Origin of the sequence: Shewanella sp. TC10, from assembly GCF_009663145.1 — a bacterium.
Taxonomy (GTDB): Bacteria; Pseudomonadota; Gammaproteobacteria; order Enterobacterales; family Shewanellaceae; genus Shewanella.
Genome location: NZ_VKHR01000052.1, coordinates 1 through 15,443, shown reverse-complemented (window position 1 = coordinate 15,443; position 15,443 = coordinate 1). Strand labels below are relative to the sequence as shown.

Here is a 15,443-nt window from a genome sequence, read left to right as displayed (position 1 = left end):
GTAGAGCAAAACACGCTTGTTGTCTTCGCTAAGTTTTATTTGCTTAGTCTAGTTCCTGTTTTTAAAAATTGTTTTTCCACTCTCTTAGCAGGCTAAATGTTTGTATATCAGTGGGATTACTCACATTGAAATGGCTTGAGATGGATTGTTTGATTTCTGTACAGTTATTCCTTAGAAATGGATTTATTGCTAATTCTGTTGCAATAGTGGAAGGAATTGTAGAAATATTGTTCAGCCTAGCGTGTTGAACTGACTGCTGATATTGTTGCAATTCACTATTGTTTGGCTCAACGGCTATGGCGAAAGCTAAATTAGCTTGGGTATATTCATGGGCACAATACACCTTGGTGTCTTTATCAAGTGAAGATAACTTAGCCAACGAAGCTGACATTTGTTCTGCAGTACCTTCAAATAATCGTCCACAACCGCCACTAAATAGCGTATCACCGCAAAACAATGCGCTGTCGATATGAAAAGCAATATGACCAAGGGTATGACCGGGCACTTCGATAACCTTCACTGGTGAATCTATAAATGGTAGTGATAAGGTTTGCTCGTGCTCAATGAGTTGAGTGAGTCCAGTGATGTTCTCTTTACTGGGTCCGTATACGGCTAATTTTTGTTGATAGGCCAGTTGTAGCGCCTCGATACCACCAGTATGATCAGCGTGATGGTGCGTAATTAATATCCCGACTAGCTCTAGTTCTTTACCCTCTGCCTTAGCATTTTCAAGATAAGCTAAAACACTTTTAGCGCAACCAGGATCAACAACATAAGCCTTATTAGAATCTGCTTGATGGAATAGCCAAATGTAGTTGTCATTGAAAGCAGGGATAGAAATAACAGAAAGCATGAAAGCACCTTGATAAATTATGAAACTACAGATTAACGGATTATCCATAAGACACCAAATAATGAAAATAAAACTTCGTTAATTTGGCTTGGTACTGATGTTCATTGGATAGATGTCAGCAGCAATGCTTAAAAAATGGATTCACCATGTATAAGCGGCTAGTTGAGCATTAAAATGAAACGGTTAACTTTTGCTGAAGTGATAAGCAATCGTTCTGCTCAATAACCTATATAGGGTTATTTACATAGAATTGATATTTAGTTGTATTGGATAGATTAAGATTGAAAGCAACGGCTTTTTACTTATTGTTCTCAATAAGATAATTAAATTGAATCCATTTAGGTACTTTAAAACAAAAATCGTTATACTCAAGTAAGGCTTACAATTTTAAGGGCTAATTGTTCATGGCGATAAATGAGAAACCGCATCATTGGCACCAATTACCTTGTGGTGAAGAAATACAATTAGCTGTTGAACAACAACTTGCTAATTGGTGGCCAAGAATATTCGGTTATCATTTACTCAAATTAGGTCCACTCAGTCATCAAATTTCCAGTCTACATTGTAATATTGCACGCCACTTTTCAATCCATGATGGTGAAGGAGCCTCGATAATTGCTGATCCTCACCATTTACCTCTACAAAGTGGCTCTATGGATGCGGTGTTGATGAGTTTTCTTATCGAGTTTGAACAAGACCCTTATAGGTTGCTTCGTGAAGTCGACAGGGTAATGATCAGTGGTGGTTACATTTTTATTTGCGGTTTTAATCCTGTCAGCACAGCATTCGTAGGTAAGCTGTTGCCCAAATATCAAACTAAGCTACCTTGGTCGGGGCAATTTTTTATGCCTGCTAGGGTTAAAGATTGGTTAGGGTTACTCGGGTATCAAATTCTTCAGGATGAACGCTTTGTATATCACCCACTTATTGGTGATATACAACAAGGCGCATGGTGGCAAAATAGAATTGAACGTTGGTTGCCTGGTATTGGCAGTGTTTATCTTATTGTTGCGAGGAAAATGGAGTCACCGTTAACGCCAATCCGTGAAAAGAAAAAAGCACGAGCGCCGCAATGGGCGCCAGCATCTACAGCGGGCAGAGCAGGTCACTCAAAAAGTATCCCCAAACAAACTCATTAGATATTAGCTGAGTATTGATTTATGAGCTGATTTGAAATGAGTCTATGCACTTGTAACCTTATTATTTAAATTGAAATCAGGTTTCTTAGTCAGCTTTGTAATTAACGTCTTCTTGTTCAGGTTTAGCTTCTGCTGCCCATCTTGCTAAATCGTCACAGCGTTCATTTTCAGCGTGTCCTGCATGACCTTTAACCCAGCGCCAATCCATTTCGTGTATTTGGCTAACGGCATCGAGACGTTTCCATAAATCAACATTTTTGACGGGGGTCTTAGTTGAAGTTATCCAACCTTTTTTCTTCCAACCATGGATCCACTGGGTAATTCCTTGACGCATGTATTGGCTATCACTGGTTAAGATAATTTTACAGGGTTCATATAAGGCCTCTAATGCTATGATAGGTGCCAATAATTCCATTCGATTATTAGTGGTTAATTTAAATCCGTCAGACAATTCTTTGGTTTGCTGCTTATATTTCATTACAATGCCGTATCCGCCAGGACCAGGATTACCTAGGCACGAGCCGTCAGTATAAATTTTGATTTGTTTTAGTTCTGACATCAAATTGTTACCATGCAATACAGATTAATTTTGGCAATTATACCTAAACACACAAGTATTAATTGAGTTACCTATGAATATTATTTCTAGCGCAAGTCGCCAGGTTATTTTAGATACCGAAACAACCGGTATGAACCAAGCAGGCGGGCCTGTCTATATTGGCCATCGTATTATTGAAATTGGTTGTGTTGAAGTCATCGATAGAAAATTGACTGGTAGAACCTACCATCAATACATCAATCCGGGTCAGTTAATTGATCCAGAAGCGATTGAAGTCCATGGGATCACCGATGAACGTGTTGCTAAAGAGCCACGATTTCATCAAATTGCCCAAGAGTTTATCGATTTCATCGACGGCGCAGAAATTGTTGCACATAACGCTCCGTTCGATATTAGCTTCATGGACCATGAGTTTGCGAATCTTCAGCCTGTGGGTCCTAAGACTGCCGATATCTGTGGCATTCTCGATTCGTTAACTGTCGCTAAACATCTTCACCCAGGTCAAAAGAACAATCTAGATGCTCTTTGTCGTCGTTATGGCATCGATTTATCACGTCGTACTTATCATGGCGCACTATTGGATGCTGAAATCCTTGCTGATGTTTACTTAATCATGACGGGCGGACAAATTAAATTTAATTTGTCCAGCGAAAAGCCGGGACAAGAGGCTGGCGGTATTCAATTAGTCGATCAAAATGCGTTTAATCTTAAAGTGATCTCAGCTACGGCCGATGAATTAGTATCGCATGATCAACGTCTTGATTTAGTCCAGAAATCAGGAAAGTGCCTCTGGAGAGGTGAAGCTTAAGCATTAAGGTATAGCGTTACGAATGAAAGGACTTAAACCATATATTTTGTCACTGTTAGTTTTGATCGGAGTAATGCTGCCCCAATCAGTGTTAGCGGTGCCATATTCTCAAGCTTCTGAACTAAAAAATAGATTCAGGATTGATCATATGGTGGATGAACTGACCTTATTAGTTCAACGTGAGTATGGCTCAGCTCCCGTAATCGTTGTTTTACCTGACGGTTCAAAATGGTATGCAGAAAGGCATCCTGAGTCGGTAAAATGGGTAGATGGTATTACGGGTGACATGATTAAAATTCAAAAACCTATGCCAGGCCCTTGGCAACTATTAGGTAACCTTGCACCCAATTCAACCATTCAGAAAGTGTCTAACCTTGAAATTGATGTGGAACCCATTCCTCAGCCATTGTTTCAAGGGGAGCGTTTAAAAGTCACTTCACGCTTGTTAGGTGACGGATTAACAGTGCGACTTCCTGGCCTCGATTACATGATTGAGTGGACGGTTAAATTTGCAAGCCATCATATAAATACAGATGCAAACTTCACCACTGGTACCATTATTGTGGGTTCATATAAGGATAACGGTGAAGGACTCGATGAAGTACCAGATGATGGTATTTTTACTGGGCAAAAGAATCTTAATCAGCCTTGGGGAAACTATACCTTAACGGTTGAAGCCAGAAATAACATATTTCAGCGTGAAATCAGTTATCCGTTTTATTTGTCAGAAAAACCCATTGCTGTCGATATTATTGAACCAGAAGATAAGCTTAATGGCGTCTGGCATATTCAGTTAAAAGTGGATGATGAAGTTCTTCAACTTGAGCAAACTCACTTTCATTTTGACATTGTTGGTCCTGCTGGGCTGAAACTGCCGGTAATATTAGATGAAGTTCAATTCAGCGAAACATTACTGGCGATCCCATCTGTGACAGATTTCGGCAGTTATAGGATTAAAGGTTCAGCTGTATCAACAACCATCGAAGGTCGAGAAATAGTTTTAGATTTACCTGAGCAGTTTTTTAATTTAATAGCCCCGCCTGCGCCGCCGCCAACTGAAGAAGAGTTAGCTCAGCGCGCCGCGATTCAAGCGGCAAAAGATGAAGCAGCAGCAAAAGATAAAGCTATATTCTGGATTTTAGTGATCAATGGCAGCTTATTAGTTGTTGGCATTCTTGGTTTAATTATTTGGCGTAAAAAACAAGCGCTAAATAAAGCGTTAGCTGCAACAAAACTTCGCCTTGAGCAAGAAGGTGGTGGGGATGATACTCCTGAGCCGAGTATCGATGATTTGGATTTAACCATGCCGGATGAAAAATAGTTTAGTTAAGCCATCGAAGCAAAATCTGTAACCGTCTGAATCGGTATATGAAGTCACTTAAGTAATGTGAGCTAATCCAAGCTAACACATGCCAACACAAGTTACTTAAGTCACTTCATTTACTTCTCTTATCTTACTTCTAAAAGCTAGATTTCATTTATTCATGTCTGCTTAGGTTTTAAAATTTAATATTTGTTAGATTTCAAATCATCATTCTTAGATTATGACTCATCAATCGTGTGTCTAAAGTTTTAAATATCGTTAAACAAGCGCTTTAGTCATCTAAGGAAGTTTAAAAGCAAAGTTATTCAACGTGAATCGAGAAAATTGAGCTGATTGAATAGAGAACTTTTTCAATCAATGCTGATTCTTTTATATTCAAACCGTATGAGATTTGAGCTTAGTTGAGCATTTTTTAGCTAAACAGACAAAAAGTTTAAAAAAACGGTTGACGGTTTTTGACGACATCTCTATTATTCTTCGCAACTTAAGTGGAGCGGTAGTTCAGTTGGTTAGAATACCGGCCTGTCACGCCGGGGGTCGCGGGTTCGAGTCCCGTCCGCTCCGCCAGTTAAGTTGTTTAGATTATGTTTATTTGTTTTGATACTGTTCATAACAGATAACCACAGTTTAGGAGCGGTAGTTCAGTTGGTTAGAATACCGGCCTGTCACGCCGGGGGTCGCGGGTTCGAGTCCCGTCCGCTCCGCCAAACAGATTAGCCCTTGTCATATGACAAGGGCTTTTTTGTGCCTAAAATTCAGCATTTACACCTTTCGGCTCGATTTTACGTATTTCAAATCAACACTTTATGATGTTAATGAATTTTTGATTAAATGGATCTATTGTTTTATTTTTCACTTGCTCTAGTGGGTTATTTAGTATTTTATTAAAGGAAGTAGTTTTATTTAAAATGGCTTAGCCGTTCGGCTTTATAAGGATATTCACATGGTAGAACACATCACAGGGATGCTCGCATTAATTGGCGTATTGTCTCTATTGTGTCAATGGGTTGGTTGGAAGTTACGATTACCAGCGATACTGCCACTATTATTATGTGGGCTATTATTAGGACCTGGATTAGACATCTTAGATCCAGATGCTATTTTTGGTGACTTGCTGTTTCCGATTATCTCTTTAGGTGTTGCTGTTATCTTATTTGAAGGAGCACTGACGTTAAACTTTAAAGAGATCAAAGATCATGGCCGTATGGTGACAAACCTGGTGACTTTCGGCGCATTTATTACTTGGGCTTGTATCGCTCCCGCTGCCCATTGGTTATTAGGCTTTGAATGGCCAATGGCACTATTATTTGGTGCTTTGGTTGTGGTGACTGGTCCAACAGTTATTGTGCCTATGTTGCGAACTGTGAGGCCAAAATCAAATCTTGCTAGTATCCTGCGCTGGGAAGGTATTGTTATTGATCCTATTGGTGCCATACTTGCCGTTTTAGTTTATGAATATATTGCGGTAGCGGCGGCTGCCGATCCTACCACCCATGTCTTATCTGCTTTAGGCATTACCTTGTTACTTGGCTTTGGTTTAGGCGCCATAGCAGGCTATTTGATTGGTATTGCGCTAAGAACCACTGTATTTCCTCATTACCTCAAAAATACGGCTGTATTGACGATTATGCTAGGTATGTTCGTTGGTTCTAATTTAATTCAAGAAGAGTCAGGTTTATTAACTGTGACTGTGATGGGGATTTGGCTTGCTAATATGCGCGGTGTTGATATCGCAGATATTTTAGAATTTAAAGAAACCTTAACGGTATTATTAATATCAGCACTGTTTATCTTATTAGCTGCACGGCTTAATTCAACCGCAATGCTCGATTTAGGATGGGGCGGCGTTGGGGTTTTAATGGTAGTAATGCTGGTAGCAAGACCATTAAGTATCTGGATATCAGGTATTGGTACCAGTTTATCCAGATCTGACAAATGGTTTTTAAGTTGGGTTGCCCCTCGCGGTATTGTTGCCGCGGCAATTTCATCTTTATTTGCGATTAAACTGGAAGCGATTGGCGTTAATGGTGCTAGCTCAATCGTGCCTTTGGTGTTTTTAATTATTATTGGTACGGTTGTGGTTCAATCCTTAACAGCAGGGCCTTGGGCAAAGTTTCTCGGCGTTAAAGCAGACTCATCTCAAGGTTTATTGTTATTTGGCGCATCTAAATTTTCCCGTGAATTAGCTAAAGTATTAACTGAGAAAAATGTAAAGGTAATGCTTGCTGATAATAACTGGGACAATATTCGCCAAGCTCGTATGGCCAATATTCCTGTGTACTTTGGTAACCCTGCTTCCGAACATGCTGAAAACTTCATGGATTTAAGCGGGGTAGGCAGAGTCTTAATATTATCGCCATATCGACAGCTAAACCCACTGGTGAGTTTTCACTTTCAAGATTTGTTTGGTACCCAAAAAGTTTACGGTCTCAATAACGCAGAAGGCGGAAGTGCTAGGCATCAATTATCTGAATCTTATTTAAAACGATTATGTTTATTTGGTGAATCAGTTTCTTATGCTCGTATTGCAAGCTATATGGCTAAAGGCGCGGTCATTAAAGTGACTAATATTACTGAAAGCTTCACTTTAGAACATTTTAAAGAACGTTACGGTGAAACAGCAATGCCGCTGATTTATCTGACTAAAGATCAAAAAGTGAAAATCATATCGGGGGCCGATAAAGAATTACCGGTCGGTATAGAGCTCATCAGTTTATTACCTCAAGAAGCTCAAGAACAAGATGTTATTCAACGTAGTCTGAAAGAAGCAGCCGAACGTGAGGCAGAAGAATTAAAGGAAAAAGAGACAGTGGAGCAGAGTGAAGACTCCAAGACTTCAGATGTTCTAAATACTGACGAGCAGAAATAATATAGATAAAATTTTTAGAGAAAAAAGGCTTCGAAATCACGAAGCCTTTTTATTGTCTGCAGGACTCTCGTCAAAAGTAGCGGCCAACAGTTGTGGCCAGAAAGTGTCTTTTTAGCTGACTGATTAGCGTTTTATCACTAATAGGTTACTGTTCTGAAATGACAGATAAGACGACTTCGTGATGATTTTTAGTTTTAAATTTATCAAACACATGCGCCACTTTACCATCTTGTCCGATTAGGAAGCTTAAACGGTGAATACCATCATAAATTTTGCCCATGAACTTCTTTTCGCCCCACACACCAAATGCATCAGCAATAGCATGGTCTTCATCACTCAGTAATGAAAAGTTGAGTTCTTGTTTATCATTAAATTTAAGCAATTTGGCGACTGGATCTGGGCTTAATCCCAAAACGGTTACGTTATGATTTGCAAGTTCAGCTTTGCTGTCTCGTAACCCTTGAGCTTGAACAGTACAGCCAGGAGTTGAGGCTTTAGGGTAAAAATACACTAATACTGGACCATCTTTTAATGCATCAGCTAAAGAGATAGTTTCATCGAATTGGTTTTGTAGGGAAAATTGCGGTGCTAAATCACCAACTGTTAGGGTATTCATGTAAAGTCCTTATTAAATTATTTTTACTTTTCACTTGCCTGCATATGATTGATTGAACAATCTAAAGAAAGCTCACTTGCGAGCTCTTGAATACTTTTCTCAAGCTTGATTAGATCAACTTTTTCAGGGACGTTAATTGTGAATAATATCGTTTGAGTTAAATTGTCATCATCGGCATGGGAACGCACAGCAGCTAAATCTAACGAGCGATCAGCTAAGAACTCTGTGATGCGCTTCATTGTGCCTCGCTGATCTTGTCCATTTACACTGACTTCGATACGAGAAATGAAATTTTTAGGCGTATGCTTAGACGTGCGCTTCATTACCGTAAGCAACTCAAGTTCAACACTTAAGCCTGGTAATAAGGTTTCTATCTTAGTTATTGCAGCCCAAGAACCTGAAATCATCATGATTAAAGTGAATTCATTACCAAATAATGCCATACGGCTATCGACAATGTCACAATCACATTCACTGGCTAAACGGGCTAGACGACTTACTAAACCAGGGCGATCAGCACCCATAGCAGTAACGACCAGATAGTTGGTCATGGATTTTCCTCACTTTTTCGATATCATAGAGCGTAAACTAGCGACCTAACGCAAAGTTTTTTTGCGGGTGGTAATGCTACCATAACTAAAACTAAACCACATAAGTATGTACCTATTAAGCTATAAACTGCTTGAAAAGTGTTAGCTTAGTTTACTTATTTTTAATAACTATTGATTTATAAGGAAATAAAGTTTATTCCTTTTTGACTTAAACAATAAATAAATCCCGAAAAAGTGTTTAAATAAGTCAATAAATTAACAGTTTTGTATAAATACATTTAAGAGCCCCGTTAATGCTTGTCATTAGTAGTAGGCATAAGTAACATAGCGAATCCTGAAACCTTGGGGAATTTAGATGATAAACGGAAGCATCGTTGCCTTAATCACACCAATGAATAGTGATGGCACAGTAGATTACAGTAGTCTTGAAAGACTCGTAGAATTTCATATTGACCAAGGCACAGATGCAATTGTTGCTGTTGGTACCACTGGAGAGTCTGCGACTCTACCAATGAAAGAACATGCACAAGTTGTGGCCCAAACCGTTAAGTTTGCTGCAGGCAGAATCCCTGTGATTGGTGGCAATGGTGCTAATGCAACTGCAGAAGCCATTGAGCTTACTAAATCTATGGCAGACTCTGGCATAGTTGGCATGCTTGGTGTGACTCCATATTACAATAAACCTACTCCAAAGGGTTTAATTGCTCATTACAAAGCCGTTGCAGCTTGTACTGATATTCCACAAATTCTTTATAATGTGCCGGGCAGAACCTCAGTTGATATGTTGCCTGAAACCGTAGCTGAGTTAGTGTCGGTGAGTAATATTATCGGTGTGAAAGAAGCCACTGGTGACTTGACCCGTGTGGCTAAATTACGCGAACTTTGCGGTAATGATTTTAAGTTATACAGTGGCGATGATGCGACTGCGAGAGACTTTTTATTACTGGGCGGAGATGGCGTTATCTCTGTCGCAAATAATATTGTTCCTAAATCGTTTAAGGCAATGTGTGATGCTGCTTTAGCTGGCGACCACGCGCTTTCAGAAAGCATTAACTTGCCAATGAAAGGCTTGTATGAACATTTATTTTGTGAAGCTAACCCAATACCTGTTAAATGGGCTGCACATCAAATGGGCTTAATCAGCCAAGGACATATTCGTTTACCTTTAACTGAACTTTCTGAGCAGTTTCATGGTCTGTTGTTAGAAGCGATGAAACAAGCCCAGATAGAGGTAAACCGATAAATGTTGAAGCAAGTCACCCCAATTTTATTAATTGCTGCCGTTACAGCGTGTAGTACACCAACAGATCGTCGTGTTGCAAATGGCAGTGAAGAATTTGCTAATGCGCAAGCTACGCCATTACTAACGATTCCTGAAGGGTTAACAGAACCTACTTATAGTCGTGAATACGATATTCCAAAACCTGGTGAAGATGCTAATAAAGAACTGGTTGGAAGACGTTTAGATATTCGTCCACCATTATTAGTTCTACCTATGTCTGAAGGTACTCGAGTCGAAGAAGGCAGCGATAATATTAAAATTATCGTAGAGTCTATTCCAAGTACGACTGACTTAAAGCAAGAAGTCTTCGATAACCTCAAAGGCTTTATGGCTAAGTACGATGTACCTGTACAAAAAGAAGACTATGAAGAAGGTGTCCTTGAAACTGGTTGGATAGAAAACAGAGATGTTATCGAAACAAGTTGGTTTGGTAGTGACAAAGTATATGTCCTACGCCAGCGCTACCGTTATGATGTCGATGTCAGTCCACATGGTCGCTCAGGTAGTATGAGTATTGACTTGATCGAGCACGAAGAGTCTTATGACGGTGAAGAACAAGAAGTCTTCTTAAGTGGTGAAGATCAACGTCGTTACACAATTGATATGCTAAATAATACGATTGCGTACATGAGTGTGAAGCGTGATAAGCAAATCAAAGCAGACAGAATCGAGCAAAGTCGTGGTATTGATGTTGATTTAGTTGCTGAAACTGAAGAAACAGGTGCTTACTGGATTGCAGAAGCCGACTTTACTAAAACTTGGGATCGTTTACGCATTGTCATGCCAGAACTTGGCTTTGATATTGTCGACATGAATACAGCTGAAGGGCTTTATTATGTCGTACTTGAAGAAAGCGGCGGATTCTGGAGCTCATTATGGGGCGAAGATAAGTTACCTTTAGAGCGTGGTAATTATCGAGTTGAGCTAGAAGAAGCAGACGATAAAGATCAAACTAAAATCTTTATTAAAAATTCTGCTGGCGAGCCGTTGGATAATGAAATTATCACTGAGCTATATCGTGTACTTAGCGATGCAATGCAGACCGATCGTAAAGTACGATAGGCTTTTGACTCGTTACAATTTCATGTTGATTTAAAAAACATCAATTTATTACAAAGAGACACATTTATGTGTCTCTTTTTTTTGTGCTGAATTTATCTAAACTCGCAGTGATTTAGTTTGAGTTAGTTAAGATAAGAGGCTACAACAGCTAATATGTGAACTTTAATTCAGTTTTATCCGTACCAAGCTCGGTGTTAATGAAATGTGTATTTTGTAAGTAAAGGTAAAACGCCTTGATACCAGCTTGCTGCTGAGTAAACTAACGTTTGCTTCAATCCTTTTAACATTTTGTATATGAGTTTGACGAACGGAATTCCGATGAAAAAAATAATTATATTACTCGTTGCATTAGGTCTAGCTTGGTTCGGTTACCAATCGACTCTGTCTCCTAGTAAAACCAAAGAACGTGTTAAACCTATCCCGAATGTTGTTGTGGCGAAAGTTGCCATGTTACCCGTGCGTGATGAAGTAGAAGCAATTGGTACAAACAAGGCTTTCGAATCTATTACTATTACGCCTAAAGTGACTGAGCAAATTGCGACAATCAATTTTAACGACGGTGAAAAAGTGCAGAAGGGCGACTTACTGGTTCAACTGCGTAATCGTGAGCAGCTTGCCAAAGTGCAAGCAGCAGAAGTGAAAGTAAAAGATCATTTGCGTGAACTTGACCGAATCCGAAGTCTAGTGACCAGTAAAACAGTTGCTGAGCTTGAACGAGATAGATTACAAACCTTAATTGACACCACGCGTGCAGAGCTTGAGCAAGCTAAAGCTGCATTAGAGGACAGAGCCATTCATGCACCGTTCTCTGGCCGTTTAGGTCTTAAACAAGTCAGCGTGGGTTCGTTAGTGTCTCCTGGCACTCAAATCACTACCTTAGATGATGTCAGTAAAATTAAGCTCGACTTCTCAGTGCCAGAACGTTTTATTCAACAATTACAGTTAGGCAAAAGTGTAGAGTCAAAAGCCATTGCTTTTCCTGACCGTATTTTTAAAGGTGTGGTGACTTCAATCGATAGTCGCGTTAACCCATCAACACGAGCAGTTATTGTGCGAGCTATCATTGATAATGCCGATGCCGCTTTATTACCTGGCATGTTGATGAAAGTGAAATTGATTAAGCAAAATCGTGAAACCTTACTATTACCAGAATCTGCGATTATCCCGATTCAATCTAAACAGTACGTATACACAGTAAATGATGAAAATGTGGTAGAGCAAAAGTCGGTAACCCTTGGGATCCGTAATCGAGGTTGGGTTGAGGTGCTAGACGGTGTAGAAATTGGTACGCCTGTCATAATTCGTGGCTTACTTAAAGTCAGACCAGGTGATGAAGTTAAAACTGAAGCAGCTGAAGCATTCAATTTTGCCAAGGTAGCTGGTTCGGAGAATGCGGCATGATTTTAACTGATATCTCTGTAAAAAGACCGGTATTAGCCTCTGTCATCAGTATTTTGATTATCATTCTTGGTTTAGTGTCGTTTGAAAAATTGCCATTGCGAGAATATCCTAATATTGACCCGCCAGTGGTATCCATTGATACCCGTTATCGTGGTGCCAGTGCCTCGGTAGTAGAAAGCCGTATTACCCAATTAATTGAAGATAGAATAAGCGGCGTAGAAGGGATTAAACATGTTAGCTCCCGTAGCCGAGACGGACGTTCGTCTGTCACATTAGAATTTGATGTCGGTCGCGATATTGAAGCGGCTGCCAATGATGTTCGTGACAGAATTTCAGGTTTACTGGATAACTTACCAGAAGAAGCCGATCCACCAGAGGTTGAAAAAGCCAACGGTGGTGATGAAGTTATTATGTGGCTCAATTTAGTGTCTGATCAAATGACCACATTGCAGCTTACCGATTATGCGCGCCGTTATTTAACCGATCGTTTTTCTGTGGTCGATGGCGTTGCTAATATTCGTTTAGGCGGCGGTAAAGTGTATGCAATGCGGATTTGGATTGACCGACAAGCGCTGGCATCTCGTGACCTGACAGTAGCTGACGTTGAGTCTGCTCTGCGTTCAGAAAACGTGGAACTTCCTGCTGGTTCAATCGAATCAAAAGAGCGTCACTTTACTGTCCGTGTGGATAGAAGTTTTAGAACAGAACAAGACTTTGCCAACTTGGTGATTACCCAAGGTAGTGATGGTTATCTAGTCAGATTAGGCGATGTTGCTAAAGTGCAAATTGGCTCAGAAGAAGAGCGGATTATGTTCCGTGGTAATACTGAGTCAATGATCGGTTTAGGTGTGTCGAAACAATCTACCTCAAACACGCTAGAAGTAGCCCGTGCAGCCAATGCGTTAGTAGACCAAATTAATCCTACATTACCTGCAGGAATGGAGATAAAGCGCTCTTACGATAGTTCAGTGTTTATTGAAGCATCGATTAAAGAGGTTTATCAGACATTGTTCATTGCAATGATACTCGTGATCATTGTGATTTATTTGTTCTTAGGTAGCGTGCGCGCCATGCTGATACCTGCGTTAACTGTTCCTGTATCGCTAATGGGGACATTCATTGTCTTATATACCCTTGGGTATACCATTAATCTATTAACCCTTTTGGCGATGATTTTAGCCATTGGTATGGTAGTTGATGATGCGATTGTGATGCTGGAAAACATTCATCGCCGAATTGAACAAGGTGATTCACCGTTAAAAGCGGCTTACCTTGGCGGACGTGAAGTGGCATTTGCTGTTGTGGCAACCACCTTAGTGCTTATCGCGGTATTTATGCCAATTAGCTTTTTAGATGGTGATTTAGGAAAACTGTTTAAAGAGTTTGCTGTAACGATGAGCGCTGCTGTTTTGTTTTCAAGCTTAGTTGCACTGACGTTAAGTCCGATGATGTGCTCTAAATTACTTAAACCAGCAGGCGAGAGCACTTGGTTAGTTAGAAAGGTTGACGGCTTGATGGATTATTTATCATCTATCTATCAATCAAATTTACACTCTGCTATTAAACAGCCTTATTGGGTAGGTTTAATTGTTGTCGCTGCATTTGCGGTCAGTGGGTATTTGCTTAATAAAGTCCCGCAAGAATTTGCACCGCAAGAAGATCGTGGTTCGATGTTCTTAGTTGTTAATGGCCCCCAAGGCGCGAGTTTTGAATATATTGAAAAATATATGGATGAAATTGAAGGCCGTTTAATGCCATTGGTTGAAGCGGGTGATATTAAGCGTCTACTTATCCGTGCACCGCGTGGATTTGGCACCGCAGCAGATTTCTCTAACGGCATGGCTATTATCGTACTTGAAGATTGGGCAGAGCGTCGCCCCGCGAATGAAATCATCACCGATATCCGTTCACGTATATCTGATTTAGCTGGTGTGAGAGCCTTCCCGATAATGCGTCAAGCCTTTGGTCGTGGTGTGGGTAAACCTGTGCAGTTTGTCTTAGGGGGCCCAAGTTATGAAGAACTTGCAATGTGGCGTGACATCATGCTTGAAAAAGCTGGTGAGAACGAAATGCTTGCAGGTCTTGACCATGACTATAAAGAAACTAAGCCACAGCTCAGAGTTGCAATTGATAAAGATCGCGCAGCTGATTTAGGTGTATCTATTTCACATATTGGTCGCACATTAGAGTCGATGTTAGGTTCTCGATTGGTGACGACTTTCATGCGTGATGGTGAAGAATATGATGTGATTATTGAAGGTAATCGTGAAAATCAAAACACTGCCACGGATCTTGAAAATATTTATGTGCGTTCAGACCGAACCAGCGAGTTAGTCCCTTTATCAAACTTAGTGACAGTCGAAGAGTATGCCGATGCAAGCTCACTTAATCGCTATAACCGTATGCGGGCGATTACTATTGAGGCCAACTTAGCTGACGGCTATAGCTTAGGTGAAGCATTAGATTATTTGAATGACATTGCAGATACCTATTTACCAGCCGAAGCAGTTATCAGTTACAAAGGCCAGTCTTTAGATTATCAAAGTTCAGGCAGTTCAATGTACTTTGTCTTTGTGTTGGCATTAGGGATTGTATTCTTGGTGTTGGCTGCGCAGTTTGAAAGTTATGTGCATCCAATGGTGATCATGTTAACGGTTCCGTTAGCCACTTTAGGTGCGTTAATTGGCCTGTGGTTTACCGACCAAAGTATCAATATCTACAGTCAAATTGGGATTATCATGCTGGTGGGACTCGCGGCTAAAAATGGTATTTTAATCGTTGAGTTTGCTAACCAGTTACGTGATAAAGGGATTGCGTTTGATGATGCGGTTATTCAAGCATCATCCCAGCGTCTACGTCCCATCTTAATGACAGGTATTACAACAGCAGCTGGAGCAATACCATTAGTTATGTCAAGCGGAGCAGGTGCTGAAACCCGCTTTGTTATTGGCGTGGTGGTACTCTCAGGCATATTGTTAG

12 protein-coding genes and 2 tRNA genes are annotated in these 15,443 nt (G+C 40.3%); 10 read left to right on the top strand and 4 right to left on the bottom strand.

All coding sequences use genetic code 11. The features are described 5' to 3' along the window. Positions 1–61: 61 nt before the first annotated feature. Positions 62–853 carry a hydroxyacylglutathione hydrolase gene (gene gloB, locus FNZ24_RS16315; protein ID WP_153915878.1) on the bottom strand — a complete coding sequence of 264 codons (792 nt, stop codon included), beginning with the start codon at positions 851–853 and terminating at the stop codon, positions 62–64. Positions 854–1,257: 404 nt separating this feature from the next. Here gloB and FNZ24_RS16310 point away from each other — a divergent pair, with 404 nt between their 5' ends. Beyond that, positions 1,258–1,992 carry a class I SAM-dependent methyltransferase gene (locus tag FNZ24_RS16310; RefSeq protein ID WP_153915876.1) on the top strand — a complete coding sequence of 245 codons (735 nt, stop codon included), beginning with the start codon at positions 1,258–1,260 and terminating at the stop codon, positions 1,990–1,992. Between the two features lie 85 nt (positions 1,993–2,077). Here the strand turns inward: FNZ24_RS16310 and rnhA are convergent, their stop codons facing one another. Further along, positions 2,078–2,551: a ribonuclease HI gene (rnhA, locus tag FNZ24_RS16305; protein WP_153915874.1), complete on the bottom strand. Its 474-nt coding sequence runs from the start codon at positions 2,549–2,551 to the stop codon at positions 2,078–2,080. A gap of 73 nt (positions 2,552–2,624) precedes the next feature. Here rnhA and dnaQ point away from each other — a divergent pair, with 73 nt between their 5' ends. The 5 genes from dnaQ (at position 2,625) to FNZ24_RS16280 (ending at position 7,552) form a co-directional block, all read left to right on the top strand. Then, entirely contained in the window at positions 2,625–3,359 is a 735-nt protein-coding gene (gene dnaQ / locus FNZ24_RS16300; RefSeq protein ID WP_153915872.1) for a DNA polymerase III subunit epsilon, read from the top strand. Positions 3,360–3,381: 22 nt separating this feature from the next. Next, positions 3,382–4,680, top strand: a complete 1,299-nt coding sequence (locus FNZ24_RS16295) for a TIGR03503 family protein (RefSeq protein WP_153915870.1) — start codon at positions 3,382–3,384, stop codon at positions 4,678–4,680. A gap of 493 nt (positions 4,681–5,173) precedes the next feature. Then, positions 5,174–5,250 (top strand) — tRNA-Asp (locus tag FNZ24_RS16290). Positions 5,251–5,313: 63 nt separating this feature from the next. Next, positions 5,314–5,390, top strand: a tRNA-Asp gene (locus FNZ24_RS16285). 236 nt (positions 5,391–5,626) lie between these two features. Further along, positions 5,627–7,552, top strand: a complete 1,926-nt coding sequence (locus tag FNZ24_RS16280; protein WP_153915868.1) for a cation:proton antiporter — start codon at positions 5,627–5,629, stop codon at positions 7,550–7,552. 145 nt (positions 7,553–7,697) lie between these two features. Here FNZ24_RS16280 and bcp read toward each other — a convergent pair whose 3' ends face one another. Next, complete coding sequence (bcp, locus tag FNZ24_RS16275; protein WP_153915866.1) at positions 7,698–8,168, bottom strand: thioredoxin-dependent thiol peroxidase; 471 nt, start codon at positions 8,166–8,168, stop codon at positions 7,698–7,700. A gap of 23 nt (positions 8,169–8,191) precedes the next feature. After that, complete coding sequence (locus FNZ24_RS16270) at positions 8,192–8,719, bottom strand: glycine cleavage system protein R (RefSeq protein WP_153915864.1); 528 nt, start codon at positions 8,717–8,719, stop codon at positions 8,192–8,194. Positions 8,720–9,074: 355 nt separating this feature from the next. Between FNZ24_RS16270 and dapA the strand changes: the two genes are divergently transcribed. From dapA to FNZ24_RS16250, 4 genes are all read left to right on the top strand, one after another. After that, positions 9,075–9,962: a 4-hydroxy-tetrahydrodipicolinate synthase gene (gene dapA, locus FNZ24_RS16265; protein ID WP_153915862.1), complete on the top strand. Its 888-nt coding sequence runs from the start codon at positions 9,075–9,077 to the stop codon at positions 9,960–9,962. After that, the gene (gene bamC, locus FNZ24_RS16260) at positions 9,963–11,063 is read left to right on the top strand and encodes an outer membrane protein assembly factor BamC (RefSeq protein ID WP_153915860.1); all 1,101 of its coding nucleotides are present in this window, start codon (positions 9,963–9,965) and stop codon (positions 11,061–11,063) included. Between the two features lie 318 nt (positions 11,064–11,381). Further along, complete coding sequence (locus tag FNZ24_RS16255) at positions 11,382–12,464, top strand: efflux RND transporter periplasmic adaptor subunit (RefSeq protein ID WP_153915858.1); 1,083 nt, start codon at positions 11,382–11,384, stop codon at positions 12,462–12,464. Next, a partial coding sequence (locus tag FNZ24_RS16250) for an efflux RND transporter permease subunit (RefSeq protein ID WP_153915856.1) occupies positions 12,461–15,443 on the top strand: 2,983 nt, incomplete at its 3' end. The genes FNZ24_RS16255 and FNZ24_RS16250, both read left to right, overlap by 4 nt.

Coding starts and splice junctions, on each gene's coding strand:
- FNZ24_RS16280 (WP_153915868.1), top strand. CDS start 5,627: ATGGTAGAACACATCACAGGGATGCTCGCATTAATTGGCGTATTGTCT.
- bcp (WP_153915866.1), bottom strand. CDS start 8,168: ATGAATACCCTAACAGTTGGTGATTTAGCACCGCAATTTTCCCTACAA.
- dapA (WP_153915862.1), top strand. CDS start 9,075: ATGATAAACGGAAGCATCGTTGCCTTAATCACACCAATGAATAGTGAT.
- FNZ24_RS16310 (WP_153915876.1), top strand. CDS start 1,258: ATGGCGATAAATGAGAAACCGCATCATTGGCACCAATTACCTTGTGGT.
- dnaQ (WP_153915872.1), top strand. CDS start 2,625: ATGAATATTATTTCTAGCGCAAGTCGCCAGGTTATTTTAGATACCGAA.
- FNZ24_RS16295 (WP_153915870.1), top strand. CDS start 3,382: ATGAAAGGACTTAAACCATATATTTTGTCACTGTTAGTTTTGATCGGA.
- bamC (WP_153915860.1), top strand. CDS start 9,963: ATGTTGAAGCAAGTCACCCCAATTTTATTAATTGCTGCCGTTACAGCG.
- FNZ24_RS16270 (WP_153915864.1), bottom strand. CDS start 8,719: ATGACCAACTATCTGGTCGTTACTGCTATGGGTGCTGATCGCCCTGGT.
- FNZ24_RS16255 (WP_153915858.1), top strand. CDS start 11,382: ATGAAAAAAATAATTATATTACTCGTTGCATTAGGTCTAGCTTGGTTC.
- gloB (WP_153915878.1), bottom strand. CDS start 853: ATGCTTTCTGTTATTTCTATCCCTGCTTTCAATGACAACTACATTTGG.
- rnhA (WP_153915874.1), bottom strand. CDS start 2,551: ATGTCAGAACTAAAACAAATCAAAATTTATACTGACGGCTCGTGCCTA.